Genomic DNA, 24,712 nt, shown 5'->3' on the forward strand with positions numbered 1-24,712 from the left:
TAATCAGCGGTTGCCTTGGTTAACCATGGGAGGTTTATCATGCAAGAGTTGTTGTATGCCGCCGGTATGGCGTTTTTAATTGCCATACTGTGCGGCCCGCTGCTGATTCCCGTGTTAAGGCGGCTAAAATTTGGTCAGAGCATTCGGCAGGAGGGGCCGCAACGGCACTATGCAAAGGCGGGAACGCCGACAATGGGCGGCATTATCATTCTGATCGCCTTATTGATTCCATCTTTGTTTTATAGCGGAAAGAGTGCCGAGGTGTTATTAGCCTTGTTTGTCACCTTTGGTCACGGACTTATTGGTTTTTTGGATGATTTTATTAAAGTAGTACTAAAACGTTCCTTAGGTCTAAAGGCCAGGCAGAAATTGGTGGGACAAATTATTATGGCGGCTGCGCTGGCTTATATTGCTGCCGTGTACATGGGACGGGGGACCGATCTGTGGATTCCTTTACTGGGAATTCAGCTCGATTTGGGGCCGTTCTATTATATATTAATTTTTCTGGTGCTTGTCGGCACAACGAATGCGGTTAATCTGACGGACGGACTGGACGGTCTGGCGGCGGGAACGACTACGATTGCGGCGCTGGCCTATGGGGCTATCTGTCTGGTTTTTGGCAAGTTTGACCTGGCTGTGTTCTGTGTTGCGCTGGCCGGAGCTGCCTTAGGCTTTTTGCGGTTTAACGCTCATCCTGCCAAAGTGTTCATGGGCGATACTGGTTCGCTGGCTCTGGGTGGCGCGTTGGCCGCTGTTGCCGTCATGACCAAAACCGAGCTTTTATTGGTACTCGTTGGCGGCGTGTTTGTCGTAGAGGCGTTGTCGGTCATTGTACAGGTCATATCCTTTAAGTCAACAGGTAAGCGGGTCTTTCTAATGAGTCCGATTCACCACCACTTTGAGCTGTCAGGATGGTCGGAGACAAAGGTTGTGACTGTATTTTGGCTGGCGGGGATTGTGTGCAGCGCCGTGGCATTACTGGTATTGACCGCAAGCAAATCGGGAGGCTTTGGAGGATGAGTAAGGTGAGTTTTGCAGGAAAACGAATGTTGGTGGCAGGGGCTGGCGTCAGCGGCGTGGCTGTAGCCCAAATATTGCAGAAAAAAGGGGCCCTTGTTACCTTACAGGATACGAAAACGCTTGACGAACTGGGCGACCGGGTCGGAAGCCTGCAGCAACAGGGCATTAAACTTGCGCTGGGGCAACAAAATGAAATTTTGGTGAACGATTTTGATTATATAGTTGTTTCACCGGGAATATCTATTTATAGTCCCCTAGTTTTAGCTGCCGAGCAGCAAGGGGTAGAGGTTATCAGTGAAGTGGAAGTTGCCTACCGGTTATGCCCGGCGCCCATACTGGCTATTACCGGAACGAATGGGAAAACCACAACCACCACTTTGGTGGGGGAAATGGCTAAGACCACCGGCAAACGGGTAGTGGTAGGCGGCAATATCGGCAAGGCCTTATCGCTGGAGGTCGAAGACGTAACAGACAAGGATCTGGTGGTGGCCGAGATATCGAGTTTTCAGTTGGAAGGCGCCAGGACCTTTCGTCCGGTTGTTGCCGCCGTGCTGAATGTAACTCCCGATCATCTTGACCGGCATAAGACGATGAAAAATTACATGGCTATGAAAAGCCGGATCTTTACCAACCAGTCTTCTCAGGATTATGTGGTGGCCAATTACGATGATCCGCTGGTACGGAACATGATGAATAAAGCTGTGTCGCAAGTTGTGTATTTCAGCCGGAAAACGGAATTGGCACAGGGCGTTTTTCTAAAAGGCGACATGATTACCATTGCCTGGAAGAACAAGGCTTATCCGGTCTGTTCTATTCATACGCTGCGGATTATCGGCAGCCATAATGTGGAAAATGCTTTAGCTGCCTGTGGAGTGGCTTTTTTTGCCGGTGTTGCAGTTTCCGACATGGCTACGGTACTGGGACGCTTTGAAGGCGTCGAACACCGGATTGAACGAGTGGCAACTGTTCGGCAGGTCACTTATTATAATGACTCGAAGGCTACCAATCCCGAATCCTCCATCAAGGCCTTGGAGGCTTTTCGCGGCCATGTGATTCTTCTGGCCGGCGGCCGGGATAAACATACCGATTTGACTGAGTTTATGAAGCTAGTTAAGGAAAAAGTCGATTGTCTGATTTTAATCGGCGAGGCTGGTGATCGCTTTGCCCAGGCTGCCCGGGAGCACCAGGTAGAACATATTGAGCGGGCCGACAGTATGGCGGCGGCGGTACAAATGGCACACAATCTGGCACAGTCGCATCAGGTAGTATTGTTATCGCCGGCCTGTGCAAGCTACGACATGTTTAAAAATTATGAAGAACGGGGCCGCGTGTTTAAAGAATTGGTACATAGACTTTCGTCCTAGGGTGTGTTTCAAGCTAACCGAATGCTCCCCAGGACGAGTGAGTGGATCAGGCACGGCAAAATTTATTGGAATAATAGTGTTATTCCAATAAAATAGCCAAGTATGATGTAAAAAAGCGCCGTTATGGGACCGTTCGAATAGCTTGAAAACACACTCTAAGGAGGAATGCAGGTGAACAGGCCAAAATCTCCTGATTATGTTATTTTTTTCGCCATTATAGCATTATTGGGAATTGGAGTCGTCATGGTATATAGCTCCAGCGCGATTTCCGCCTATGTGAATTTTGACGATAGCTATTATTTCCTGAAACGGCAGTTGATTTGGGCTTCGTTAGGAATAGTAACCATGCTGTTCACCATGAATATTGATTATCATGTCTGGCGTAAGCTGGCGAAGCCTATTTTGTTGGCAACCTTGGTACTGCTGGTGCTGGTGCTGGTGCCGGGGCTGGGGAGGGTGGTAAACGGTGCGCGCCGTTGGCTCGGTTTTGGCTCGCTCTACCTTCAGCCGTCGGAAATTGCCAAATTAAGCATGGTTCTTTACTGTGCCACCAGTCTGGCCCGCAGTCAGGACAAGATAAACAGCTTTATGAAGGGTGTTGTTCCTAATCTGGCCGTACTAATGCTGGTGTTCGGTCTGATTTTGAAGGAACCTGACCTGGGAACGGCGCTGGCTATTGGTGCGACGGTATTTATTCTGCTTTTTTCCGCCGGTGCTAAAGTCACCCATTTGGCATCTCTGGGGTTAACCGGTGTGGCCGGTGTGGTTGTGGCTATTTTGGTGGAGCCGTACCGGTTGAAGCGGTTGATTGCCTTCAGTGATCCCTGGGCTGATCCTTTGAATACAGGTTATCATATTATCCAGTCGTTATATGCCATTGGATCAGGCGGCTTGTTTGGCGTAGGTCTGGGACGGAGTCGGGAAAAGTTTTTATATTTGCCGGAACCTCATACTGATTTTATCTTTGCTATTTTAGCCGAAGAGCTTGGCCTAATCGGTACGCTAGCCGTTATCCTGCTGTTTTTTCTATTTGCCTGGCGCGGCTATAAGGTGGCAATCTCGGCGCCGGACGTATACGGCAGTTTGCTGGCAGCAGGACTTACGACCATGATTACCATCCAGGCACTGATGAATATTGCCGTGGTTACGGCTTCCATGCCTGTAACGGGCATCCCGCTGCCTTTTTTAAGTTTTGGCGGTTCGGCGCTGATTTTTACGCTATCCGGGGTGGGCATATTGCTCAATATTTCACGGTATGTAAGTCTCGAATAAAAATGTTTGCGGGAGGCTTAATTTTTATATGCGTGTGATGATGTCAGGCGGGGGGACCGGAGGTCATATTTATCCCGCCCTTACGATTGTCAGGGCCATGGAGCAGCTTGGACCCTGTGAAATTTTGTTTGTAGGGACACAACAGGGACTAGAAGCGGATATCATACCCAAAGAGGGATTTCGTTTGGAACTGATCTCGGTAAAAGGTTTTGAACGCCGGCTTTCCTGGGCAAATATTAAAAATCTTTGCAGTACGGCGGGCAGTGTCTGGCGTTCTATGCAGCTTATCCGGGAGTTTAAGCCCGATATTGTGATTGGCACAGGCGGCTATGTTTGTGGCCCCGTATTGCTGGCGGCCAGCTTGCTGGGGATTCCTACCATGATTCAGGAGCAGAATGTCATACCGGGGATTACCAACCGGATTCTGGCCCGGTTTGTCGACAAAATTGCGGTCGGCTATCAGGAATCGGTCCGGTATTTTAGTCCAGGCAGTCAGAAAAAAATTCTTGTCAGCGGTAATCCTATCCGTTCCGAAGTGATGACCGCCACCAGAGAGGAAGGCGTGGCGGCGTTGGAATTATCTGCCCAGAAGCGTACCGTGCTGATATCGGGCGGCAGCCGGGGTGCCCGCAGCATTAATCAAGCTATGCTTTCCGTACACCGCCATTTTGCCGGACGGGAGGATATCCAGCTATTGCATGTTACCGGACAGAGCGAGTATAATAACATAGTTGGAAATTTAAAGAAATACGGTATAGATGAAAAAAACAGTGGTAATATTATCATCAAGCCCTATCTGTATAATATGCCGCAGGCTTTGGCCTGTTGCGATCTTGCCATATTCCGGGCAGGTGCTATCGGCCTTGCTGAATTGACGGCGCGGGGAATCCCCGCTATTTTAGTGCCCTATCCTTATGCGGCCGAAAATCATCAGGAGCATAACGCCAGGGCGGTGGAACATAGCGGTGCTGCCGTAGTGATTCGTGACAATGAGCTAAATGGGGACAAACTTATTGCCGTCATTGAACGGATTATGGGAAATACGGCGGTATTAAGCGATATGGCCGTGGCCAGTAAGGCGCTGGGGCGGCCGGAGGCGGCCGTTGAAATCGCCAGGGCTGCAGTGAATTTGGCCGCCGGTAAGCACTCATAAGTAACCATATTACCGATTATTGCATAATATAAGATACGCATATCGCCAGTGCCTCATCCAGCGGGGTTATGGGGTAGAGTGCCGAGAATTTTTGTTGTCAGGCTTTGGCGGAGGAGGCGAGCATATCGGACATATGTAAGCCGACGCAAACGAAGCCTGGCGATAAAAAAGGTCGGAAATGTACTTCATGTTCTTGCCGGATGAGGCACTAACCAATCTCTGTTCTAAGGGCTGGCTGACTGTGAATGTTTTCCCGGCAGATGATAAGGGCCGGCAGCATTCACAAGAAAGGAGTGAATTCTTTTTGTTAAATACGATTAAAAAATTCCATTTTGTTGGTATCGGCGGTGCGGGCATGAGTGCCATTGCCAAAGTTCTCCTGGAGAAGGGGTACTGTATCACTGGCTCTGATGTGGCCAAATCCGAGGTAACTAAGCGTCTGGAGATACATGGTGCGACAATTTATCAAGGACACGATGCGGCGCATGTCCGGGATGCCGAGGCGCTTGTCGTTTCGACCGCCATTGCCGCCGATAATCCGGAATTGAAAAAAGCGGAGGAACTAGGCATTCCGATATTCCATCGTTCCGATGTGCTGGCGGCCTTGATGAATGAGCGCCGGGGTATTGCGGTTGCCGGAGCACACGGTAAGACAACGACCACTTCCATGATTGCGGTTATGATGGAAAAGGCGGCGGTGGATCCTACGATCATTATCGGGGGTGACCTTGATTATATTGGTGGTAACTCCAAACTCGGCAAAGGGGAATATTTGGTTGCCGAGGCGGATGAAAGCGACGGTTCCTTCCTGAAATTTACCCCTGCTGTGGCGGTAGTCACCAACATCGAAAATGATCACATGGATTATTACAAAAGTATGGATAACATATTGCAAACTTTTGTGAAGTTTTTGCATAGATTGCCGGAGGACGGGACCGGCATATTGTGTTTTGATAATGCTTATATCCGTGAAATCAGCCCGCTGGTTAACCGGAAAATCATATCTTATGGACTGGACCATCCCGCCGATTATACAGCGCGCAACATTTCCATGCAGGGAGCCAACACATCGTATGATGTGTATCACCGGGAAAATCTGCTGGGAACGATAAAATTGGCGGTGCCGGGCATACATAACGTGGCCAATTCTCTGGCGGCTGTAGTGACCGGATTGGTTACCGGACTGCCTTTTGACAGGATTGCCGAAGGGCTGGCACTTTTCCGGGGCGCTAAACGCCGCTTTCAGACCAAGGCGAAAATAAACGGCGTTTGGATTGTTGATGATTATGCCCATCATCCGACCGAGATCAGCACAACCTTGAAAGCTGCCCGGCAGACCAAGCCGCAGCGATTGATTTGCGCCTTTCAGCCGCACCGCTATTCACGCACCGATTTTCTGCGCAAGGAATTCGGGCAGGCGTTTACAGCGACGGATTTATTGATTCTGACCGATGTGTATTCGGCTGGTGAAAAGCCGATTCCCGGCGTTACGGGAGAGACCTTGAAGGATGAAATCGAGGCGCAGACCGGGCAAAAAGTCATTTATATTCCTGATCGGAATCAAATAGCCCGTTACCTTAGCGAAATTGTGGAGTCCGGTGACCTGGTGATTACGATGGGGGCGGGAAATATCTATTTGGCGGGAGAAGAACTTGTTGAAAAGCTTGTCCAGCGGCAGGAGTGCAAGTGAAACTATTATATATAATGTAGAGGGTGATTGTACTTTTCTGGGAGGGAAGACGATGGAGAAGTTTGTCGTCACGGGAGAAGTACAACTTAACGGCACCATCCGGGTCGGTGGTGCGAAAAATGCGGCTTTGCCGATTATGGCGGCAACACTGCTATGTTCGGGAGTCAGCGTTATTCATGATGTACCTTGTCTAAGCGATATTAATGCCATGCAGGAGATTATGCGGCTTTTAGGGGCCAAAATCACATGGGAAGGACGCACCTTAGTCATCGATACAACGGCCATACATAAGAATGAGGTGCCGGAGCATTTGATGCGGGAAATGAGAGCTTCCGTTTTTTTAATGGGGCCTTTACTGGGCCGCTTCCATAAAGTCCGGCTTTCTTATCCCGGTGGCTGTGCAATTGGACACAGGCCGATCGATTTGCACTTGAAGGCCTTAGAAAAAATGGGGACAGTGGTAAAAGAGAAATTTGGCTATATTGACGCCGAAGCCGCCAGCTTGTCAGGGGGAGAAATCTATCTTGATTTTCCCAGTGTGGGTGCTACGGAAAATGCAATGATGGCGGCCGTGCTGGCGGAAGGAGTTACTATTATTTGTAATGCCGCCCGTGAACCCGAGATTTATGATTTGCAGTCATTTCTCAATAAAATGGGTGCAAAAGTCAGCGGTGCCGGTACGGACACCATCCGGATTGACGGTGTCCGACGACTTAAGCCGGCGGAACATACCATCATTTGTGATCGTATTCAGGCGGGCACCTACTTAATTGCCGGTGCTATCTCCCGTGGCGATGTGGTAGTGGAGAATGTGGTTCCCGAACATTTATTTTCGGTTATCGATAAATTGGAGGAAATTGGCGCGGTTCTCGAGGTGGGAACCCGGTCGATCCGGGTCAGAAGCAGGGAATTACGCGGTGTTGATATAAAAACCCTGCCTCATCCCGGTTTTGCCACTGATTTGCAAGCTCCGATTCTATCGCTATTGACCATTGCCAAGGGAACGAGTATTGTCACCGAGACGATTTTTGAAAACCGTTTCAAGCATGTGGATGAACTCATGCGAATGGGGGCCAAAATAAAGGTGGAAGGCCGGACGGCTGTTATTCGCGGTGTATCTAAGCTTACTGGCTCAGCGGTAACCGCTCCCGATCTTAGGGCCGGCGGCGCTTTGGTATTAGCCGCTTTGGCCGCGGAAGGCACCACGGAAATTGAACAAATTTATCACATTGACCGAGGATATGAAAATCTGGAGGAAAATTTAAGAAATCTAGGAGCTCAAATTGCTCGGGTAAAATCAGTATAGAAGGTGTCGTACTATGAAAACTAAAAAAATCGCAGTAGTGATGGGAGGTCCTTCCTCGGAGCGCGAGGTATCTTTACGGACCGGGCAGGCCATTTTACAGGCACTTCGGTCAAAAGGATATCAGGCTGTGGGGTTGGAACTGGATCCTGCTCAATTTATTGATGACATCCGGCAGGCCGAGGTTGATGTTGTGTTTAATGCGGTCCACGGGAAATTCGGTGAAGACGGCATGCTGCAGGGAACCTTGGAGATGCTGGGCATACCGTATACGGGCTCAGGGGTTTTGGCCAGTGCGGTAGCCATGGATAAAAGTATATCCAAACGCCTGTTTTTATCGTCCGGTATACCGACACCGCGGTCGCAAGTTTTTAATAAATACAGTGACGGCGAAGAGGTGGCGGCAGCCATTTTGGCTGGTTTTACCATTCCTGTAGTAGTGAAATCCTCCGCTCAAGGCTCAAGCATCGGCGTAACTATTGTCGACCAGGCGGAAAAGTTGGCGGCGGCGCTCAAGGAAGCCTTTGCCTATAGTGATAATCTGGTTGTTGAAGAGTTTATTGACGGACGGGAAGTCACTATTGCCGTCTGGGGTAATAAAAGTCCGGCAGCCCTGCCAATTATCGAAATTGTTCCTCACTCCGGCTGCTATGATTATCATTCTAAATATACCACTGGGGCTACTGACTATATCGTACCGGCGCCACTTGAAGAATTAGTGGTGGAAAAACTACAAAAGGTGGCGGTGCAGGCCTTTAATCTACTGGGCTGCCGTGGCATTGCCAGAGTCGATGTCATGCTGGATAAAGCGAATCAGCCCTATGTTCTGGAGGTAAATACCATTCCGGGAATGACGGCCACCAGCCTGGTTCCCAAAGCCGCAGCAGCATCAGGAATTTCTTTTGCCGATTTATGTGAACGGTTGCTGTTAATGGCCGGGGAGTAAGCCTTATTGTGCTCCTGTTCAATTGCATAGGCATTAAGAGACTATGGCTTTTACTATTATTCCGTGATTTGGTAAAGGCCGAGTCTTTCTTATTTTTATTTATCTTTGTAAACTTTTTTTGTATAATTATAATTACTGTTAGAATTCCTTGATTAGTATTGTTCCGGTATTCATAATCCTTTGGCATTCTAAAAAGGTACTGGGATGTATATCGGATAGCAGGAGGAGGGTTATATGCTTAAGTCAGACAGGTCGAACAGGCGCCAGCCATTGGATCAACGGTTGTTGCCGCCCAAAGTATTTGCCGTTTTGCTGCTGTTATTCGCTTGTCTGCTTGCGGGCTATTTGCTGATTAACTCATCACTGTTTGCCATCGGCACGGTGGTGGTTGAGGGAAATAAGTACATGTCGGTGGAAGATATCCACCGGGTGGCCAATATTCCTGAACGGCTGAATATTTTCCGGCTAGATGTTGATGAGATAAAACACCGCCTGACCAAAGACCTGCGCGTAGCCGAAGTGGCGGTTACCCGGCGGTATCCCAGCACGATTGTAATCAACATCAAAGAGAGTCAGCCTTTGGCGTATGTGGCCGGCAGTTACGGTTTTTTTGAACTGGACAAGCAGGGAATGATTCTGGCCGTTTATAAAAACGTAAAACAGTTGAATGTGCCGCTGATAACCGGACCTAAGCTGGATAACGGGTATGTTGGCGATAAGGTCAATGATCCGTTGATTCAGTCTGTTTTAATTTATCTGGCGGCCTTGAATGAGAAAACGCTCAACCAACTGTCGGAAATTAACATTCAGCCTTCCGGACAAATGACCGCCTATACGCTAAGTTCCGTGCATATCCGGCTGGGTAATGGCGACCGGTTGCCGGAAAAAGCCAAATTAACTAATGATATTCTTCAGGATGTAAAGGATGCAAAGTCAATCGAATATATTGATCTTACTTATGCTTCGCCTTTTATCCGTTTTCGGTAGTGTTTCATCCGGTGGAAGGATGAAGTTAGGAACTTATCATTTAATTTTAAGAAAGGAAGTGTTGGCATGCTTCCCATCAAACAAGGACAGGTATCTATCGCATTTGTATGCGTTGTGTTAGGAGTTATGCTGGCCGTGCAATTTCGTACCACTCAGGATATTCGCTCCAGTATTCCCTATCAAAGAGTGGAGGATTTATCGCAGCGACTAGCTCAAACGGAAAAAGAGCGTGACGGGCTTTTGAAAGAAGTCCATGAACTCCGCCAGGCTTCCGGAAGTGAAGCGAGCTCAAAGGAAGCGGAACTGATCAAGATGAGCGCCGGTGTATTGGCAGTTGAGGGGCCTGGCATCATTATTACCATCGACGACAGCAAACGGGTATCTAAACCGGGTGAAAATCCTAATCTGTATTTGATTCATGACGACGATATTTTAAAGGTAATCAATGAACTGTGGGCGGCTGGCGCCGAGGCTATGTCGATCAATGAACAGCGGTTGATTGCCAGCTCGGAGATCCGTTGCGCCGGACCTACTTTGTCGGTCAATAATGTACGCTATTCCCCGCCTTATGACATACGGGCCATTGGTGATCCGCAGACGTTGGAAAACGCATTGAAAATGCGGGGCGGTGTAGTTGAGACCCTTCAATTCTGGGGTATTCAGATTACCATTAAGCCGCAGGAACTGGTTACTATTCCCGCCTATAAAGGCACCCTGCATTATGAGCTGGCTAAGCCTGTTAAGGAGGTCGTGAAATAATGTTTCTGCCGATTGCGGGTTTGATCCTGGGCATTCTCCTGGGTACATTGTTTCCTTACAGCATTCCTCAAGAATATGCAAAATTCATGTCGATTGCGCTACTGGCTTCGCTGGATTCAGTATTTGGTGGACTTAGGGCCGGAGCGGAAGAAAAGTTTGACAATACGGTGTTTATTACCGGCTTTTTTACTAACGCCCTGTTGGCTGCCGGTCTGGTTTATGTGGGTGAACGCTTGGGAATTGACTTATATTATGTTGCGCTGCTGGCCTTTGGTTTGCGTATCTTTCAAAACCTTGCCATTCTTCGACGGTATTTCTTAAAGAAATAGTCATTTGGTTATGTGCATTTTTTCCCAATCTATGTTTATTTGCAAATATATCTATATTTATTTTCCAAATAGAAAGGGAAAATGCTACTTTTGTTGAAACATAAGGAAGAAAGCGTAACCTATAGAAAACTCTCTTGACCGTACATGCGTTGTAAAGTAGAGTTGCTATTTGACGATGATTTAGTTTCGGTAGATTACTGTGAGTTATTAAGGGAGGAAACTTTACATGCTTGAATTTGATATGGATTTGGAGCGTTTTGCAGCGATTAAAGTTATTGGAGTTGGCGGCGGCGGAAATAATGCAGTCAATCGCATGATTATGTCCGGCTTGCAGGGAGTGGAATTTGTTTCAGTAAATACTGATGCTCAAGCTTTGTTGCACGCTCAGGCTCCATACCGTATTCAGATTGGTGAAAAATTGACAAAAGGGCTGGGGGCCGGCGCGAATCCGGAAGTTGGGGAAAAGGCTGCTCAGGAAAGCCGTGAAGATATTATCAAAGCGCTGAAAGGGGCCGATATGGTGTTTGTTACTGCCGGTATGGGCGGCGGTACGGGAACCGGGGCGGCGCCGGTTGTAGCCGAGTGTGCGAAGGAAGTTGGCGCCTTGACGGTAGGTGTGGTAACCAGGCCATTTTCTTTTGAGGGCCGCCGCCGGCAGGCGCAGGCCGAGCGGGGTATTGCCAAATTAAAAGAGAAAGTGGATACGCTGATTACCATCCCCAATGATCGTTTGATGCAGGTTGTGGACAAACGAACGCCGATCATGGAAGCTTTTCGGATTGCCGATGATGTACTGAGACAAGGCGTACAGGGGATTTCCGACTTGATTGCGGTGCCCGGGCTTATTAATTTGGACTTTGCCGATGTAAAGACTATCATGACCGAAACCGGTTCGGCTCTTATGGGGATTGGTATCAGCTCTGGTGATAACCGTGCCGTGGTGGCTGCCGAAACGGCAATCAAGAGCCCGCTTTTGGAAACCTCGATTGAGGGTGCCCGCGGCGTATTGCTTAACATTACCGGTGGAACCAATCTTGGTCTGCATGAGGTGAATGCTGCCGCTGAAATTATTGCCAGCGCGGCCGATCCGGAAGCCAATATCATTTTTGGCGCTGTTATCGACGAAGCCTTCCAGGATGAAGTGCGGGTTACCGTCATTGCCACAGGCTTTGACCCTAAACCTGCCAAAATAACTCCCGGTAAGCTAGAAACTACTACGATTGAACCGTTTAAGGCCAACAACTTGGAAATACCGACCTGGATGCGGCGATAGTATAATGAGGAGAAATCAGTCCTGAGGGGCTGATTTTTTTTTCGAATTTTGGGGGGATTTGGAGTCTGGGTAGCATCCATAAAATTACAATTTTCCAGTTGATGACCTGCTATACTGGTAATAAATTAGAAACTACGCTCATATATTTTTTAAGTGACTATAACGCTGGCGATTACCAACTTTTCAGAGTTGTGCGGTTATGTGGGCCGGCTGGAAGCAGGGTGGTGCTATGCAAATATACGGAGATGTTGTGCTGCTAATTAATATCCTGGTAAACAGTATACTTTTTCTGCTGACAGCCTGGGGAACAGGCATTTCCTATTCGCTTTGGCGTATTTTTGCGGCCGCCGCAGCCGGAAGCATATATTCACTGGCGGAAGTTTTCACAAATTTTGACCTTCTGTATACCATACCGGCCAAATTGCTGGTTTCTGCCGTATTGCTGCTGCTTTGTTTTGGCAAAAGGCCGGTCAAAACATTTTTATTACTTTTAGGAGTTTTTTATGCCGCCTCTTTTTTCTTAGGCGGAGCTATTTTGGGCTGGCTATATTTTATCCAAAACCATGGGTGGCTGGAACGGTCGCAGCTTGCTTTGCAGAGTGTCACCTGGCAACAGGTGAGCGGCGGGTTAGTATTGGGAATTTTTCTGATTTATTTCGTTTTTAAACGGATGCTGAGTCGTATAGAAGCGAAAAGCTCCTTATATCAGCTGATTATTGATTATGCGGGGAAAACAGTTCAGCTCCCTGCTATATTGGACACAGGCAATCATTTGCGCACCTTGCTTGGCAGAACGCCTGTCATTGTCGTTGACTACCAAGCACTGAAGAGCATTTTGAGCGATCAGGCTGCTCAGTTTTTGCGTGAGACACCCCAGGAATGTTGGCTGTCTGACTTTGTCGAGTGCAAGGATAGGGTTTGGCTGCAACGGGTACAGATCATTCCCTATCGTTCCGTGGGCGACTGTAGTATGATATTGGGGTTTCGTCCCGACCGGATTACTATCCTGACACCGGACCGTGAATTTCAGGTGCATGACGTGGTTATTGGAATATATCCGTCGGAATTGGCGGGAGATCAATCTTTCCGGGGACTGCTGCCTGGCGGGATATTTGCGGAAAGTCACATTATTAGCAGTAAGATTAGGGAGGCAGGTAGTGTATGCGCTTAAATTGGCTCAAATTCAAGTTGTTAGTAAAATTGAAATTTATTGTTCTGTTGCAATTCCTGCACATCTTAAAACCGGACGAAGTATTTTATGTGGGCAGTACGGAAATCTTGCCTCCGCCGCTCAGCAATGATGAAGAGGTTTTTCTCCTAACCCGTCTGCAAAAGGGTGACAAAGCGGTAAAAAGTATTTTTATCGAACGTAATTTGCGACTGGTCGTATACATTGCCCGAAAATTTGAAAACACCGGGGTAGGTATTGAGGATTTGGTCAGTATCGGCACGATTGGTTTGATTAAAGCGGTAAACACCTTTGACCCGGTCAAAAAAATCAAGCTGGCGACTTATGCCTCCCGCTGTATTGAAAATGAAATTCTGATGTATTTGCGGCGCAACAGCAAAACCCGGACAGAAGTTTCCTTTGACGAGCCGCTTAATATTGACTGGGATGGCAATGAACTGCTGCTGTCCGATGTATTGGGGACGGAAAATGATATTATCTATAAATCCATTGAGGAAGAAGTGGACAAAAACCTGTTGTATCATGCGATGAACACGCTGTCCGGCCGGGAGCGTAAAATCATGGAGCTGCGGTTCGGTCTCAATCAGGACGGAATTGAATTGACCCAGAAGGAAGTCGCTGATATGCTGGGCATTTCCCAGTCGTATATTTCAAGACTGGAAAAACGCATTATTAAGCGATTGCGCAAGGAGATTATCAAAATGGAATAGTGGTGGTATACTAAATAAAGTGGCATTGTTTGCTCTTTATCTTTTGTGGGACTTGGCACAAGCCAAGTCTTTTTAGCTTTTGGCAGGAGATTTGCTGCCGGTAAGGAATTTATTCCGTAAAGTACAGAGGGCGTATTTCAAATTATCCGAAACGCCCCTGACAGTGATTTTCGTGCTATACTTCGTTAACATTTTTGGAAATAGGGCCAATCCAGGTGAAATGTTACCTCCTCTGGCGTAAAAATCACTCGTCATGGAGCATTCCGTCAGTTTGGAAGTATGCCCTAGTCTAGGAGGAAAATACGTGAGGACATTGGATGAGAAGTTTTTAGACTCGAAGTTTGTCTATGACGGTCGTTTGTTAAAGGTATATTCAGATAGAGTGCTGCTGCCCAATGGCAAGGAGTCCTTCCGGGAAATCGTCAAGCATCCGGGAGCGGTTGCGGTGGTTCCGGTACTGGATAACGGCGATATTGTTATGGTCCGGCAGTACCGGTATCCGGTTGGCGATACTATGCTGGAGATTCCCGCCGGCAAGCTCGATCCGGGAGAAGCCCCAGAGGCTTGTGTGATACGGGAGCTGGCGGAGGAAACCGGCTATGTGTCGGGGCATATTCGTAAGTTGACAGCCATTTATACTACGCCCGGCTTTAGCAATGAAGTGATTCATATTTATTTGGCTACGGATCTGGTTATGACCGAACAGAATACCGATGAGGACGAATTTATCAACGTGGAAACCTACAGTAAGGAACAGTTAAAGGAGATGGTCGTTACCGGTGTGATTCAGGATGCCAAAACCATCATCGGCCTGCTACTGGCTGGCCTATAGCTGCGATGAGGCAGTTTTTTGCGGATTTACATATTCATGTCGGACAAACGGCCGACGGCAAGTGGATAAAGATTCCTTCCTCACGCCATTTGACGGTGGAAAATATCCTGGTAGAGGCTACCACGCGCAAGGGACTCCAACTGGTGGGCATTGTCGATGCCCTGTCGCCGTTGGTCATGGCTGACGTAACAAGGCTGGTGGAACAAGGCCTGCTGAGACAAGCAGGAGGCGGCGGTTATCTGTATGAACAAAAGACTCTGCTGTTGCTGGGAGCTGAGATTGAGACAGCGGAGGCCGACGGCCGGCTGGCCCATACTCTGGTGTATTTGCCTGATCTTGATGCGATGCGGGACTTTTCGCGTTATATGTCACGTCATATAAAGAATGTGGAGCTGAGTACCCAAAATGCCCATATGCCGTTTCAGAAGCTGGTGCAGCTTGCGGCTTCCTTTGAAGCTGTCATTATTCCGGCTCATGTGTTTACGCCGTTTAAGAGCCTCTACGGCGCTTGTAGTGAGCGGTTGTCAAAGCTGGTGTCCGATCGGGAGCTGGCAAAGCTTAGTGCCATTGAGCTGGGCTTGAGTGCCGACAGTGATATGGCTGACCGGTTGGCCGAGTTAGCCGGCTTTTCCTTTGTAACTAATTCAGACGCTCATTCGCCGCAAAAAATAGCCAGAGAGTATACCGCCTTTTTGCTGGAAAGGGCCGATTTTAGTCAATTCCGGGCGGCTTTGGCGCGAACCGGCAGTAACCGCATTCTCGCCAATTACGGTCTTGATCCCCGGCTGGGCAAATATCACCGTAATTTGTGCAATGCCTGCGGGCAAAGCGGTATCGAGCTAATTGGCGGTCCCGAATCTATCTGCTCCCATTGTGGCAGCAAGAAGGTGGTTCGCGGGGTCCGGGAGCGGATTGAAATTCTCGCCGACTGGGAAAGTTCCAGGCATCCGGCGTATCGGCCGCCTTATTTCTATCAAATTCCTTTGGAATTTATTCCAGGCCTGGGTGCTAAAACGCTTGGCAAACTGCTCGCTTCGTTCGGGACAGAAATGAATATCCTGCACCAGGTTTCTCTGCTTGAACTGGAAAGAGTGGCTGGAAAGGCGATTGCCGGACAGATTGCCAGAATCCGTAGCGGTTCTGTCAGCATCACGGAAGGTGCCGGCGGCATTTATGGAAAACTAAACATAGAATGAAGGCATAGGTATAATCCCTGTCTGACGGGCATACATTTTAGCAGGTATGGACAGGGAGGAGAACCTATGTGGGGATACGTACGTCAAAATTTAATTCAGCATGTAAGAGCCAATGCCGTTGCCTATTTTTTTACCATTCTTATTTTTCTTATCGGGGTGGTCCTGGGAGCCCTATCGGTTAAAATTTTGCCTGCCGATCAAAAGGCGGAGCTGGCCGGATATCTGCAAATTTTTTTTAACGGTCTGGGAAGCGGGCAGGGAGATGTGGCAGGACTGCTGGGGACTGTCATGTTTCACAACGCGAAAGTCATTGGGCTGATGTGGCTGCTGGGCTTTACCATTGTTGGCATTCCTTTTGTTTTGTTCATCTTGTTTACCCGGGGCTTTATTATTGGCTTTACTGTGGGATTTTTGGTGAATGAATATATTGTGAAGGGTTTGCTCTTTGCTTTGGCCGCTGTTTTGCCGCATAATTTTCTGGTTATTCCCGCCGTTTTCATTACCAGTGTAGCGGCTACGAACTTTTCCCTGATGCTTTTAAAGCGGAAGGGAAATAGCAGCGGCAATTTGTTGTATGCTTCCTTTGCTTATTCCTGCCTTTGCCTGATCATGGTCATCGTTATGCTGCTGGCTGCCCTGGTAGAAGTATATATTTCACCTGTATTTATGAAGATGATTGTCAATATGTTTTTGAACGGGTAAAAACCGTAGTGTCTGGTAGATTGCCTGCTATTTCTGTGAATAATCCCCATTTCAAACGAATAATTATAGTATTAAGTTAAGAACCTGTATTCAGCCATTAAAAAAACGCTGTATCGGCGGCGATTTTTCCGCCATACTATGTTAAATTTTCTTGACATAACCCCATTATGCCCACGAAAATTTGCCTCGTCTGACGAAAAAATCACTCGCCGCTCCAGCATTTCCATGACTGAATACAGGTTCTAAGTTTGCGGAAATGGGAGGGCATTATGACAATTATTATTAGCAGGGCGGGAATACTACATAAGATAAAAATCCTTTTGCGGAGTACAATTTTCCTGCTTGTCCTTGTGTTTGTACTTCTGCAGATTATCAGCATGGTCTGGTCTGCCGGAACAGAAAACAGGGACTTACATCGTCAGCAGTTGCTGGAGAAGCCGCTAAGGGTATGCAGTGACAGGGTAAATAGCAGCTGAATTTCCCTGATCGACAAATAAACTACAAAATTATCGTAAATATGCATTAATTTTACAGGGAAACAAAGGAAAAACCAGGATTATGTTGAATAACATAATGAATTATGTTCGATTCAGTGCAGCTAACTTCTTGACCGGAAAACCTGAAAAAAAGGGTGGTAAAAATGGAAGGCTTTGTTAATGAGTTTATTACTTATTTGGCAGTGGAACGGGGGCTGGCGCAAAACACGTTAGAGTCCTACGGACGTGATTTGCGCCAGTTCCAGGAATATTTGGAAAATAGTAAAATGGAGTTTTTGAAGGATTCAAACCGTAATACCATTCTAGCTTATTTAACTAATCTTCAAACTAAGGGGAGAGCCGTATCTACTATTTCCCGCAATTTGGCTGCAATAAAGTCTTTTTATCAGTATCTGGTCAGAGAGCATTATCTGGAGAAAGATCCGGCCGCTCATTTAGAATCACCTAAGCTGGAGAAAAAGCTTCCGAAAATTTTAACGGTTGGTGAAGTGGAAGAGCTGCTCAAACAACCTAACAGTTTTTTACCGGCCGGTTTAAGAGATAAAGCTATGCTGGAACTTTTATATGCTACGGGAATACGGGTATCGGAGCTGATTTCGCTCAATATTTCCGATGTGAACCTTGATATGGGCTATATAAAATGCTATGGTAAAGGTTCGAAGGAACGGATTGTACCGCTTGGCTCGATTGCGTCCAAATGCGTTCAGGATTATATGTCAAAAGGACGCCCCAAGCTAGTACGTACCTATGAGGAACCGTCCCTGTTCGTCAACCATCACGGCAATCGCCTCACCCGTCAGGGCTTTTGGAAAATTATCAAGAAATATGCCCAGGAGGCCAACATCACCAAACAGATTACGCCCCATACACTACGGCATTCCTTCGCCACTCATTTGCTGGAAAATGGCGCCGACTTGCGTTCTGTACAGGAAATGCTGGGACATGCGGATATTTCGACGACCCAGATTTATACCCATGTGACCAAAAATCGGCTAAAGGAAGTATATGATAAGGCCCATCCCCGTGCATAATACATAATAAGAAAACACATAAAGGGGAGCACAGGACATGTTTAGACGAATTATTATTATTGTACTGGATAGTGTCGGAATTGGCGCTTCGCCGGATGCAACCGATTATGGCGATAGCTCCAGCGTGAACACCCTTGCCAATATTGCCCGCTCGCAGGGCGGGCTTTTTCTGCCTGTTTTGGAAAAACTGGGCCTTGGCCGTATCGCGCCTATTCAGGGAGTTAATCCGGTTGCTAAGCCGTTAGCCGGATTTGGTAAAATGGCCGAGTTGTCCAAGGCCAAGGATACAACCAGCGGTCACTGGGAAATGGCCGGTTGCCCGGTATTTACACCGTTTCCTGTGTATCCCGAGGGTTTTCCGGCGGAGGTTATCGAGCGGTTTGTCACATACACCGGCTGTGGCAGTGTGCTGGGCAATAAACCGGCTTCCGGTACGGTCATTCTGGACGAGTTGGGCGCACAGCACATGGCGACAGGCCACCCGATTGTCTATACTTCGGCCGATAGCGTGTTTCAAATTGCCGCCCATGAAGATATTATTCCTTTATCCAAGTTGTATGAATTTTGCCAGATTGCCCGGGACAAGGTTTGCGTCGGTGAACATGCCGTAGGCAGGATTATCGCCCGGCCGTTTATCGGTGAACCCGGTGCGTTCACTCGTACCGCCAATCGTCATGATTACAGTCTGGAGCCTGGATCAGTCACTGTGCTGGATCGGTTGAAGGATGCCGGACAGCAAGTAATTGGTATTGGAAAAATTGGTGATATTTTTGCCCAGCGGGGCCTGACTCAGTCCCTAAAGTCCAAATCAAACGATGAAGGGATGAGTCATCTTGCCAATCTGCTCAGCCAGCCAGGGAAACCGGGGCTGATTTTTGCCAATCTCGTTGATTTTGACAGTGTGTATGGGCACCGCAACGATGCGACCGGTTATGCCAAAGCCCTGGAGCGGTTTGACGCTCAGCTTTCATTGCTTTTACCTCAGTGGCAGGCCGACGATTTGCTCTTGATTACCGCCGATCATGGCTGTGATCCGACCTCTGCCGGTACCGATCATACCCGTGAATACGTGCCGCTCATTGCCTATTATCCAGGTGCCGCAGGGATTGATCTGGGGATTAGAACTACCTTTGCCGATATTGCGGCTACCATTGCAGAGAATTTCTCCTTGCCGTCGTTGCCTTATGGACAAAGCTTCCTAAAAAGCTTATAAAAGACAATATGTTGATTAGTTTAAATGGAACCGGAAATTTCCGGTTCTTTTGTTGTTCCTAAGCCTCGGCAATCGCCGGGGCTTTCTAAATTTTCCTGTGTAAGGGCTTTTTATCGTGGACAACCTAAAAAAAAGTTAAAGGAGTGATAACCATGCATCGATGGCAGCGGAAAATCGTTTCGGCAATACTCACCGTGCTTTTGCTTTTATTAACTTCTCTAGCACCGATATATGCCGCCAATACCAAGGAAAAGTCAACTCAACTGACTACTACGGCGGAATCGGCCGTACTCATGGATGCGAATGGTACGGTGCTGTTTGAAAAAGACTCTCATAAGAGATTGCCACCGGCCAGCGTAACTAAAATTATGACGTTGCTCCTGGCGGTGGAAGCGGTGGAACAGGGTAAGGTCAGCTTGACTGATGAAGTCAGTATCAGCGAAAATGCCTATAAGCAGGGAGGCTCCCAAATCTGGCTGGAGCCCGGGGAAAGAATGAGCTTGCGGGAACTCTTAATTGCAATTGCCGTGGTAAGTGCTAATGATGCGGCGATGGCGGTCATGGAGCATATTTACGGTTCGGAGCAAGCCGGTGTGGAAGCTATGAATCGGCGGGCGGCCGAGCTGGGTCTGGCCGACACGCATTTTAACAGCGTTAATGGTCTGCCGGCACCGGAGCATTACATGAGCGCCTATGATACGGCAATCATTGCCAAAGAAGCGGTTACTCATCCCCTCTATCTGGAATTTTGCGGTATTAAAGAATACTGGCTGCGGGGTGGGAAAAACTGGCTGGTAAATACCAATAAATTACTATGGTGGTATAAAGGAGCCGACGGATTGAAGACAGGCTGGACAGAAGAGGCCAAATATTGCTTTGCCGGAACGGCTAAACGCGACGGGTTGCGGCTAATATCGGTTGTTTTTGCCACTCCCGAGCCGCGCTCTCATTTACGGGAAAGCATGAAACTGCTGGACTGGGGTTTTGCTAATTTTTCGGCAGCACCGATTGTTACACAGGGAACGGTTGTCGAACAGGCAAAAGTAATGAAAGGCGTAGCGAAAGAGGTTCCGCTGGTGGCGGCTAAAGATTTAACGTTGCTAATGGCGAAAAACAAGAAAAGTAATATCGAAAAAAAGGTTAATATAGAATCTGATATTATGGCTCCGGTTAAAGAAGGAGAAAAGTACGGCGAGCTGATTGTTACTCAGGATGGGCAGGAAATTGGCAAAGTGGATCTGGTAGCCGAACAGGCTGTGGAAAAGGCCGGTTTTATCCGGATTTTACAGGATATGCTGACAGGTTTGTTCACGTTAGGCTAAATCATAAAAAAATTTGAGGTTTACGGTATTATTTTTTACCGGAACCTCAAAATTTTTTTGTTATTTAAGGAGGAAAAATTTTCCTTTTTAGCGAAAGGGAAATAAGGAAGGAGGGGATAAATTGAAAACTACAACCGTACTTAAACAAGGGGTGTTAATTGTTCAGATAGAAGGTGAACTGGACATGCATGGCGCCGATAAATTCCGGGAGACTATCGATACGGCACTGGATGCCTGCGGCGCCAAAAACATGATTTTAGATTTGCAGGATGTATCGTTCATTGACAGCTCCGGCTTGGGTGTTATCCTCGGACGGTACAAACGTTTAAGCGCCCTGGACGGAAGAATATTGGCCGTTCGTGTTCAGCCACAGGTGGCTCACATCCTGGAGTTGTCGGGACTTTTAAAAATTATCGAAGTTTATCCATCACAAACGGATGCCTTGGCACAATTATAGGGAGGATGTCATGGAGATAAAAAATCAGCTAACTATGAAATTACAAAGCCTCAGTGAAAACGTGGGCATTGCCCGCATTGCTGCCGCCGCTTTCGCCGCACAAGCCGATTTACCAATCAGTGAAATTGACGAAATAAAAGTGGCTGTTTCGGAGGCTGTCTCCAACAGCGTTATTCATGGCTATGGCAACGACCCTAAGGCGGGCATTATTGAATGCACGATGACGCTTTACGAGGAGATGCTGGAATATATTGTTATCGATTACGGTAAGGGAATAGAGGATATTGCTTTAGCCAGACAGGCTTCTTATTCTTCCGATCCCGAGCGCATGGGCCTGGGATTTGTTTTTATGGAGTCGTTTATGGACGAGCTGGAGGTCCGTTCAGAAGTGGGCCAGGGAACCACCGTTAGAATGTGTAAAAAAATCAGCCCCCGAAAAACGCATTAGGGTGGGGTGGCTATGCTCGCAGACGAAGAATTGCTCAGATTAATCGAACTGGCTCAGCGGGGAGACCGGGCGGCAAAGGACCGCATATTGGAAAACAATTTGAATTTGGTACGAAGCATTGTATATCGTTTTGTAAACAGGGGGTACGAATGGGATGACTTATTTCAAATCGGGTCCATTGGTTTGATGAAAGCTATTGAGCGGTTTGACGCGAAGTTTGGTGTGAAGTTTTCCACCTATGCCGTACCGATGATCATCGGCGAGATACGCCGGTTTATGCGTGATGACAATCCGATCAAGGTCAGTCGTCCGCTAAAAGAACTGGCTTATCGGGTTCATAAAAGCCAAGAGAAGCTGCAGGGATTAATGGGACGGGAACCTACCATCCACGAAGTAGCCGAGGATTTGCAAATTGCACCGCAGGAGATTGTGGCGGCGCTGGAGGCTGTTCAGCCAACGGCTTCGCTTTATGAGTCGGCTTTCCGGGAAGATGGCGATAAGGTGCTTCTATTGGATCAAATCAAATATTGTGAACAGGACAATTCTTTTTTTGATAATCTTGTGCTGAAAGAAGTCCTGTCCCGGCTGCCTGCCAAAGAACGTAGGGTTATCGAAATGCGCTTCTTTGAGGACCGCACCCAGGCAGAAATCGCTTCATTAATTGGTTTGTCCCAGGTACAGGTGTCACGAATCGAAAAACAGGCGCTCCGGCTGATTAGAAATTTCTTACAGACTTCTTAACGCAGAGGTCTGTTTTTTTATTTATAACCGATTATATTAGGACATACTAGTGTAGTGACATGTTCACATTTCAACTAAAGGACGCAGGATACATTTTCATCTGCGAGGCGGAGGAGTGAGGCATAGTGGCTCCTACGCCGATTGACGACAACGACGCAGATGGAAATGTAGACAAGTAATTTAGCGAAATGTGAATGTGCCACTACACTGGGGTCATTGAGGTGAGAATATGTCGGGAAAAAAAGCGTACATCTTATTATTTATTACAGCTATTTTGCTGGTTGGCAGTGTGACTGCCTGGTTCTATTTCTTTGACGATCTTCCCAAAAAGGTTCCTGTTCGTTCACGACAGGTCCAGTGGTATGATGCCGTCGCCGAACAGGCCTTTTCTGTGGCGCCTTTTGACACGTATAACATCGTCTCAGGCGTGCACACTATACTTGCACATTCACAATAAAAAAACAGGGGGTATTTGTTATGGTGGTAAAAGTCATTGAGCTTGTCGGGACCTCGCGGCACAACTGGACGGACGCGGTAGATAATGCGGTTATGGAAGCCTCGAAAACACTTGATGATATTCTTGGCGTGGAAGTAACTAATTTTACAGCCAACATTGATAATGGACATATTGAAGAATATAGAGCGGATGTGAAAATTGCCTTTCAAGTGCATTAACAGTAAATAATCTCACCGGGCCGGTACATTCATTACAAGAAGGGTCTCCTGGGAGCGCTTAGGGCGCTCCTTTTATCTTACGCATGATTTTAGGGTGTATCGGACAAAATAGTCAGGGGTGATGTTATGGTAGGAAAGACGGAGAAGGAGAAAATGCAGCAGCGGTATCAGGATAAATTTAATCAAGTTAAACCTAAACCGCCGATTATTAAAAATATTATCTGGGCCTTTTGTGTTGGCGGACTGATTTGCCTGCTGGGGCAATGGATTGCCAATTACTTTATGAGCATTGGGCTGGATAAAAAGGAAACTGCTGCCGCCACTTCCGTAGTCATGGTCTTTTTAGGTGTTTTTTTTACAGCTCTCGGCGTATATGACGAACTTGGCAAGCATGCTGGCGCCGGCTCGGTTGTTCCCATTACCGGCTTTGCCAATTCAGTGGCAGCGCCGGCGATGGAGTTTAAACGGGAGGGCTTTGTCTTTGGCGTTGGGGCAAAAATGTTTGTCATCGCCGGTCCGGTAATTGTATACGGGCTGGTAACGGCATTTATCATGGGAATGATCTATTGGTTTAGACATCAGGGGGTTATGTAGCGGTGAAAAAGAAAATAGGCAAACAGAGTATAGCCTTTCTAAAGCAGCCGGTTGTTACCAGTACGGCCAATATTGTAGGACCCATGGAGGGAGAAGGTTATCTTACCGAGCACTTTGACCGGATTATGAAGGATAATTTGGACGGCAACCAATCCTGGGAGCAATGTGAATCGTCAATGATGGAATGGGCCATTAGCCAGGCCGTCAAAAAAAGCAATAAACAGATGGCCGACATTGATTATGTTCTGGCCGGTGACCTGTTGAATCAATTGATGGGCACCCACTTTGCGCTGCGCGGTCTTGAACGTCCGTTCCTGGGACTTTACGGAGCCTGCTCCACTCTGGTGGAAAGCCTGCTGCTGGGAGCTGTCCTGATTGACGGGGAGTTTGGTGACACGGTGGCGGTGGCTGCTTCCAGCCACCATGATGCATCGGAACGGCAATATCGTTTTCCCACAGAACTTGGCGTTCAACGACCGCCGATTGCCCAGTGGACAGTAACCGGCGCGGGAGCGGCCGTGCTCGCAGCGTCTGGCAACGGGCCGCGCATCACGGCGGCTACGGTTGGGAAGATTAATGACCTGGGGATTAAAGACCCCAACGCCATGGGAGCGGCGATGGCTCCGGCGGCGGTGGATACTCTGTGGCAGCATATTCAGGATACTAAACGGCAGCCGGCCTATTATGATATGATTTTTACCGGCGATTTGGGCAATGTCGGAAAAACCCTGGTATTGGAGCTATTTAAGGAAAAGGGACTGGATATAAAAAGTAATTATGAAGACTGTGGCTGCATGATTTACCGCGAGGAGCAGGATGCTCATGCCGGAGCAAGCGGCTGTGCCAGTTCGGCAGTCGTTTTCTCGGGATATATTTACCGGCAATTACTGGAGCAAAAATGGCGCCGGGTACTGCTGATCGGAACGGGCAGTCTGCATAGTACGACCTCCTATCAGCAAAAGGAGTCCATACCGTGTATAGCCCATGCCGTTGCACTGGAAATGTAGAG

At 47.8% G+C, this 24,712-nt stretch carries 27 protein-coding genes; all 27 read left to right on the plus strand.

What is annotated here, in order from left to right; all coding sequences use genetic code 11:
• The first annotated feature begins 39 nt into the window (after positions 1 to 39).
• The 27 genes from mraY to spoVAD all read left to right on the plus strand — a co-directional run bounded on the left by mraY (position 40) and on the right by spoVAD (position 24,710).
• The gene (gene mraY / locus F3H20_RS00440) at positions 40 to 1,020 is read left to right on the plus strand and encodes a phospho-N-acetylmuramoyl-pentapeptide-transferase (protein ID WP_149733032.1); all 981 of its coding nucleotides are present in this window, start codon (positions 40 to 42) and stop codon (positions 1,018 to 1,020) included.
• A gap of 5 nt (positions 1,021 to 1,025) precedes the next feature.
• Positions 1,026 to 2,384 (plus strand): UDP-N-acetylmuramoyl-L-alanine--D-glutamate ligase, encoded by a 1,359-nt coding sequence (murD, locus tag F3H20_RS00445; protein ID WP_149733279.1) that lies wholly within the window; start codon positions 1,026 to 1,028, stop codon positions 2,382 to 2,384.
• A gap of 165 nt (positions 2,385 to 2,549) precedes the next feature.
• Positions 2,550 to 3,656, plus strand: coding sequence for a stage V sporulation protein E (gene spoVE, locus F3H20_RS00450; RefSeq protein ID WP_149733033.1), 1,107 nt, complete (start codon positions 2,550 to 2,552; stop codon positions 3,654 to 3,656).
• 28 nt (positions 3,657 to 3,684) lie between these two features.
• Positions 3,685 to 4,809, plus strand: a complete 1,125-nt coding sequence (gene murG, locus F3H20_RS00455; protein WP_149733034.1) for an undecaprenyldiphospho-muramoylpentapeptide beta-N-acetylglucosaminyltransferase — start codon at positions 3,685 to 3,687, stop codon at positions 4,807 to 4,809.
• Positions 4,810 to 5,113: 304 nt separating this feature from the next.
• On the plus strand, positions 5,114 to 6,499 hold the full coding sequence (murC, locus tag F3H20_RS00460; protein ID WP_149733035.1) for a UDP-N-acetylmuramate--L-alanine ligase: 1,386 nt from the start codon (positions 5,114 to 5,116) through the stop codon (positions 6,497 to 6,499).
• Between the two features lie 52 nt (positions 6,500 to 6,551).
• Positions 6,552 to 7,805 carry a UDP-N-acetylglucosamine 1-carboxyvinyltransferase gene (gene murA, locus F3H20_RS00465; protein ID WP_149733036.1) on the plus strand — a complete coding sequence of 418 codons (1,254 nt, stop codon included), beginning with the start codon at positions 6,552 to 6,554 and terminating at the stop codon, positions 7,803 to 7,805.
• Between the two features lie 13 nt (positions 7,806 to 7,818).
• Entirely contained in the window at positions 7,819 to 8,748 is a 930-nt protein-coding gene (locus F3H20_RS00470) for a D-alanine--D-alanine ligase family protein (protein ID WP_149733037.1), read from the plus strand.
• Positions 8,749 to 8,982: 234 nt separating this feature from the next.
• Positions 8,983 to 9,735, plus strand: a complete 753-nt coding sequence (locus F3H20_RS00475) for a cell division protein FtsQ/DivIB (RefSeq protein ID WP_149733038.1) — start codon at positions 8,983 to 8,985, stop codon at positions 9,733 to 9,735.
• Between the two features lie 66 nt (positions 9,736 to 9,801).
• Positions 9,802 to 10,494 carry a DUF881 domain-containing protein gene (locus F3H20_RS00480; protein ID WP_149733039.1) on the plus strand — a complete coding sequence of 231 codons (693 nt, stop codon included), beginning with the start codon at positions 9,802 to 9,804 and terminating at the stop codon, positions 10,492 to 10,494.
• On the plus strand, positions 10,494 to 10,823 hold the full coding sequence (locus F3H20_RS00485) for a small basic family protein (protein WP_149733040.1): 330 nt from the start codon (positions 10,494 to 10,496) through the stop codon (positions 10,821 to 10,823). Before F3H20_RS00480 ends, F3H20_RS00485 begins: the two co-directional genes overlap by 1 nt.
• 226 nt (positions 10,824 to 11,049) lie before the next feature.
• Positions 11,050 to 12,096 (plus strand): cell division protein FtsZ, encoded by a 1,047-nt coding sequence (gene ftsZ, locus F3H20_RS00490; RefSeq protein ID WP_149733041.1) that lies wholly within the window; start codon positions 11,050 to 11,052, stop codon positions 12,094 to 12,096.
• A gap of 229 nt (positions 12,097 to 12,325) precedes the next feature.
• The gene (locus tag F3H20_RS00495; protein ID WP_188128152.1) at positions 12,326 to 13,267 is read left to right on the plus strand and encodes a sigma-E processing peptidase SpoIIGA; all 942 of its coding nucleotides are present in this window, start codon (positions 12,326 to 12,328) and stop codon (positions 13,265 to 13,267) included.
• Positions 13,258 to 13,995: an RNA polymerase sporulation sigma factor SigE gene (sigE, locus tag F3H20_RS00500; RefSeq protein ID WP_149733043.1), complete on the plus strand. Its 738-nt coding sequence runs from the start codon at positions 13,258 to 13,260 to the stop codon at positions 13,993 to 13,995. The genes F3H20_RS00495 and sigE overlap by 10 nt, the downstream gene beginning before the upstream one ends.
• 304 nt (positions 13,996 to 14,299) lie before the next feature.
• Complete coding sequence (locus tag F3H20_RS00505; RefSeq protein WP_149733044.1) at positions 14,300 to 14,827, plus strand: NUDIX domain-containing protein; 528 nt, start codon at positions 14,300 to 14,302, stop codon at positions 14,825 to 14,827.
• 5 nt (positions 14,828 to 14,832) lie between these two features.
• Entirely contained in the window at positions 14,833 to 16,023 is a 1,191-nt protein-coding gene (locus tag F3H20_RS00510; protein ID WP_149733045.1) for an endonuclease Q family protein, read from the plus strand.
• Positions 16,024 to 16,089: 66 nt separating this feature from the next.
• On the plus strand, positions 16,090 to 16,725 hold the full coding sequence (gene spoIIM / locus F3H20_RS00515) for a stage II sporulation protein M (RefSeq protein WP_149733046.1): 636 nt from the start codon (positions 16,090 to 16,092) through the stop codon (positions 16,723 to 16,725).
• A gap of 269 nt (positions 16,726 to 16,994) precedes the next feature.
• Positions 16,995 to 17,201 carry a hypothetical protein gene (locus tag F3H20_RS00520; protein WP_149733047.1) on the plus strand — a complete coding sequence of 69 codons (207 nt, stop codon included), beginning with the start codon at positions 16,995 to 16,997 and terminating at the stop codon, positions 17,199 to 17,201.
• A gap of 164 nt (positions 17,202 to 17,365) precedes the next feature.
• The gene (gene xerD / locus F3H20_RS00525; RefSeq protein ID WP_091743637.1) at positions 17,366 to 18,253 is read left to right on the plus strand and encodes a site-specific tyrosine recombinase XerD; all 888 of its coding nucleotides are present in this window, start codon (positions 17,366 to 17,368) and stop codon (positions 18,251 to 18,253) included.
• A 37-nt stretch (positions 18,254 to 18,290) separates the two neighbouring features.
• Positions 18,291 to 19,466 carry a phosphopentomutase gene (locus tag F3H20_RS00530; RefSeq protein WP_149733048.1) on the plus strand — a complete coding sequence of 392 codons (1,176 nt, stop codon included), beginning with the start codon at positions 18,291 to 18,293 and terminating at the stop codon, positions 19,464 to 19,466.
• Between the two features lie 152 nt (positions 19,467 to 19,618).
• Complete coding sequence (locus tag F3H20_RS00535) at positions 19,619 to 20,788, plus strand: D-alanyl-D-alanine carboxypeptidase family protein (RefSeq protein WP_149733049.1); 1,170 nt, start codon at positions 19,619 to 19,621, stop codon at positions 20,786 to 20,788.
• Positions 20,789 to 20,909: 121 nt separating this feature from the next.
• Positions 20,910 to 21,245: an anti-sigma F factor antagonist gene (gene spoIIAA, locus F3H20_RS00540; protein WP_149733050.1), complete on the plus strand. Its 336-nt coding sequence runs from the start codon at positions 20,910 to 20,912 to the stop codon at positions 21,243 to 21,245.
• 10 nt (positions 21,246 to 21,255) lie between these two features.
• A complete protein-coding gene (spoIIAB, locus tag F3H20_RS00545) occupies positions 21,256 to 21,693 on the plus strand; it encodes an anti-sigma F factor (protein WP_149733051.1) in 438 nt (145 codons plus the stop codon).
• A 12-nt stretch (positions 21,694 to 21,705) separates the two neighbouring features.
• Entirely contained in the window at positions 21,706 to 22,434 is a 729-nt protein-coding gene (locus F3H20_RS00550) for a SigF/SigG family RNA polymerase sporulation sigma factor (RefSeq protein ID WP_149733052.1), read from the plus strand.
• A gap of 229 nt (positions 22,435 to 22,663) precedes the next feature.
• Positions 22,664 to 22,891, plus strand: coding sequence for a hypothetical protein (locus F3H20_RS00555; RefSeq protein ID WP_149733053.1), 228 nt, complete (start codon positions 22,664 to 22,666; stop codon positions 22,889 to 22,891).
• Between the two features lie 20 nt (positions 22,892 to 22,911).
• Positions 22,912 to 23,109: a dodecin family protein gene (locus F3H20_RS00560; RefSeq protein WP_149733054.1), complete on the plus strand. Its 198-nt coding sequence runs from the start codon at positions 22,912 to 22,914 to the stop codon at positions 23,107 to 23,109.
• Between the two features lie 126 nt (positions 23,110 to 23,235).
• Positions 23,236 to 23,703, plus strand: coding sequence for a stage V sporulation protein AC (spoVAC, locus tag F3H20_RS00565; RefSeq protein WP_149733055.1), 468 nt, complete (start codon positions 23,236 to 23,238; stop codon positions 23,701 to 23,703).
• A gap of 2 nt (positions 23,704 to 23,705) precedes the next feature.
• Positions 23,706 to 24,710, plus strand: coding sequence for a stage V sporulation protein AD (gene spoVAD / locus F3H20_RS00570; RefSeq protein ID WP_149733056.1), 1,005 nt, complete (start codon positions 23,706 to 23,708; stop codon positions 24,708 to 24,710).
• The last annotated feature ends 2 nt before the right edge of the window (positions 24,711 to 24,712 follow it).

It is taken from the genome of Propionispora hippei DSM 15287, from assembly GCF_900141835.1.
Classification (GTDB): domain Bacteria; phylum Bacillota; class Negativicutes; order Propionisporales; family Propionisporaceae; genus Propionispora; species Propionispora hippei.

Excerpts from the sequence above, each read along its gene's own strand:
- F3H20_RS00535 (WP_149733049.1), top strand. The coding sequence starts at position 19,619 with ATGCATCGATGGCAGCGGAAAATCGTTTCGGCAATACTCACCGTGCTT.
- F3H20_RS00530 (WP_149733048.1), top strand. The coding sequence starts at position 18,291 with ATGTTTAGACGAATTATTATTATTGTACTGGATAGTGTCGGAATTGGC.
- sigE (WP_149733043.1), top strand. The coding sequence starts at position 13,258 with ATGCGCTTAAATTGGCTCAAATTCAAGTTGTTAGTAAAATTGAAATTT.
- F3H20_RS00495 (WP_188128152.1), top strand. The coding sequence starts at position 12,326 with ATGCAAATATACGGAGATGTTGTGCTGCTAATTAATATCCTGGTAAAC.
- ftsZ (WP_149733041.1), top strand. The coding sequence starts at position 11,050 with ATGCTTGAATTTGATATGGATTTGGAGCGTTTTGCAGCGATTAAAGTT.
- murG (WP_149733034.1), top strand. The coding sequence starts at position 3,685 with ATGCGTGTGATGATGTCAGGCGGGGGGACCGGAGGTCATATTTATCCC.
- spoVE (WP_149733033.1), top strand. The coding sequence starts at position 2,550 with ATGCAGGTGAACAGGCCAAAATCTCCTGATTATGTTATTTTTTTCGCC.
- mraY (WP_149733032.1), top strand. The coding sequence starts at position 40 with ATGCAAGAGTTGTTGTATGCCGCCGGTATGGCGTTTTTAATTGCCATA.
- xerD (WP_091743637.1), top strand. The coding sequence starts at position 17,366 with ATGGAAGGCTTTGTTAATGAGTTTATTACTTATTTGGCAGTGGAACGG.
- F3H20_RS00475 (WP_149733038.1), top strand. The coding sequence starts at position 8,983 with ATGCTTAAGTCAGACAGGTCGAACAGGCGCCAGCCATTGGATCAACGG.
- murA (WP_149733036.1), top strand. The coding sequence starts at position 6,552 with ATGGAGAAGTTTGTCGTCACGGGAGAAGTACAACTTAACGGCACCATC.
- F3H20_RS00510 (WP_149733045.1), top strand. The coding sequence starts at position 14,833 with ATGAGGCAGTTTTTTGCGGATTTACATATTCATGTCGGACAAACGGCC.
- spoVAC (WP_149733055.1), top strand. The coding sequence starts at position 23,236 with ATGGTAGGAAAGACGGAGAAGGAGAAAATGCAGCAGCGGTATCAGGAT.
- spoIIAB (WP_149733051.1), top strand. The coding sequence starts at position 21,256 with ATGGAGATAAAAAATCAGCTAACTATGAAATTACAAAGCCTCAGTGAA.
- F3H20_RS00560 (WP_149733054.1), top strand. The coding sequence starts at position 22,912 with ATGGTGGTAAAAGTCATTGAGCTTGTCGGGACCTCGCGGCACAACTGG.
- spoIIM (WP_149733046.1), top strand. The coding sequence starts at position 16,090 with ATGTGGGGATACGTACGTCAAAATTTAATTCAGCATGTAAGAGCCAAT.
- F3H20_RS00480 (WP_149733039.1), top strand. The coding sequence starts at position 9,802 with ATGCTTCCCATCAAACAAGGACAGGTATCTATCGCATTTGTATGCGTT.
- F3H20_RS00550 (WP_149733052.1), top strand. The coding sequence starts at position 21,706 with ATGCTCGCAGACGAAGAATTGCTCAGATTAATCGAACTGGCTCAGCGG.
- F3H20_RS00520 (WP_149733047.1), top strand. The coding sequence starts at position 16,995 with ATGACAATTATTATTAGCAGGGCGGGAATACTACATAAGATAAAAATC.
- F3H20_RS00485 (WP_149733040.1), top strand. The coding sequence starts at position 10,494 with ATGTTTCTGCCGATTGCGGGTTTGATCCTGGGCATTCTCCTGGGTACA.
- F3H20_RS00555 (WP_149733053.1), top strand. The coding sequence starts at position 22,664 with ATGTCGGGAAAAAAAGCGTACATCTTATTATTTATTACAGCTATTTTG.
- F3H20_RS00470 (WP_149733037.1), top strand. The coding sequence starts at position 7,819 with ATGAAAACTAAAAAAATCGCAGTAGTGATGGGAGGTCCTTCCTCGGAG.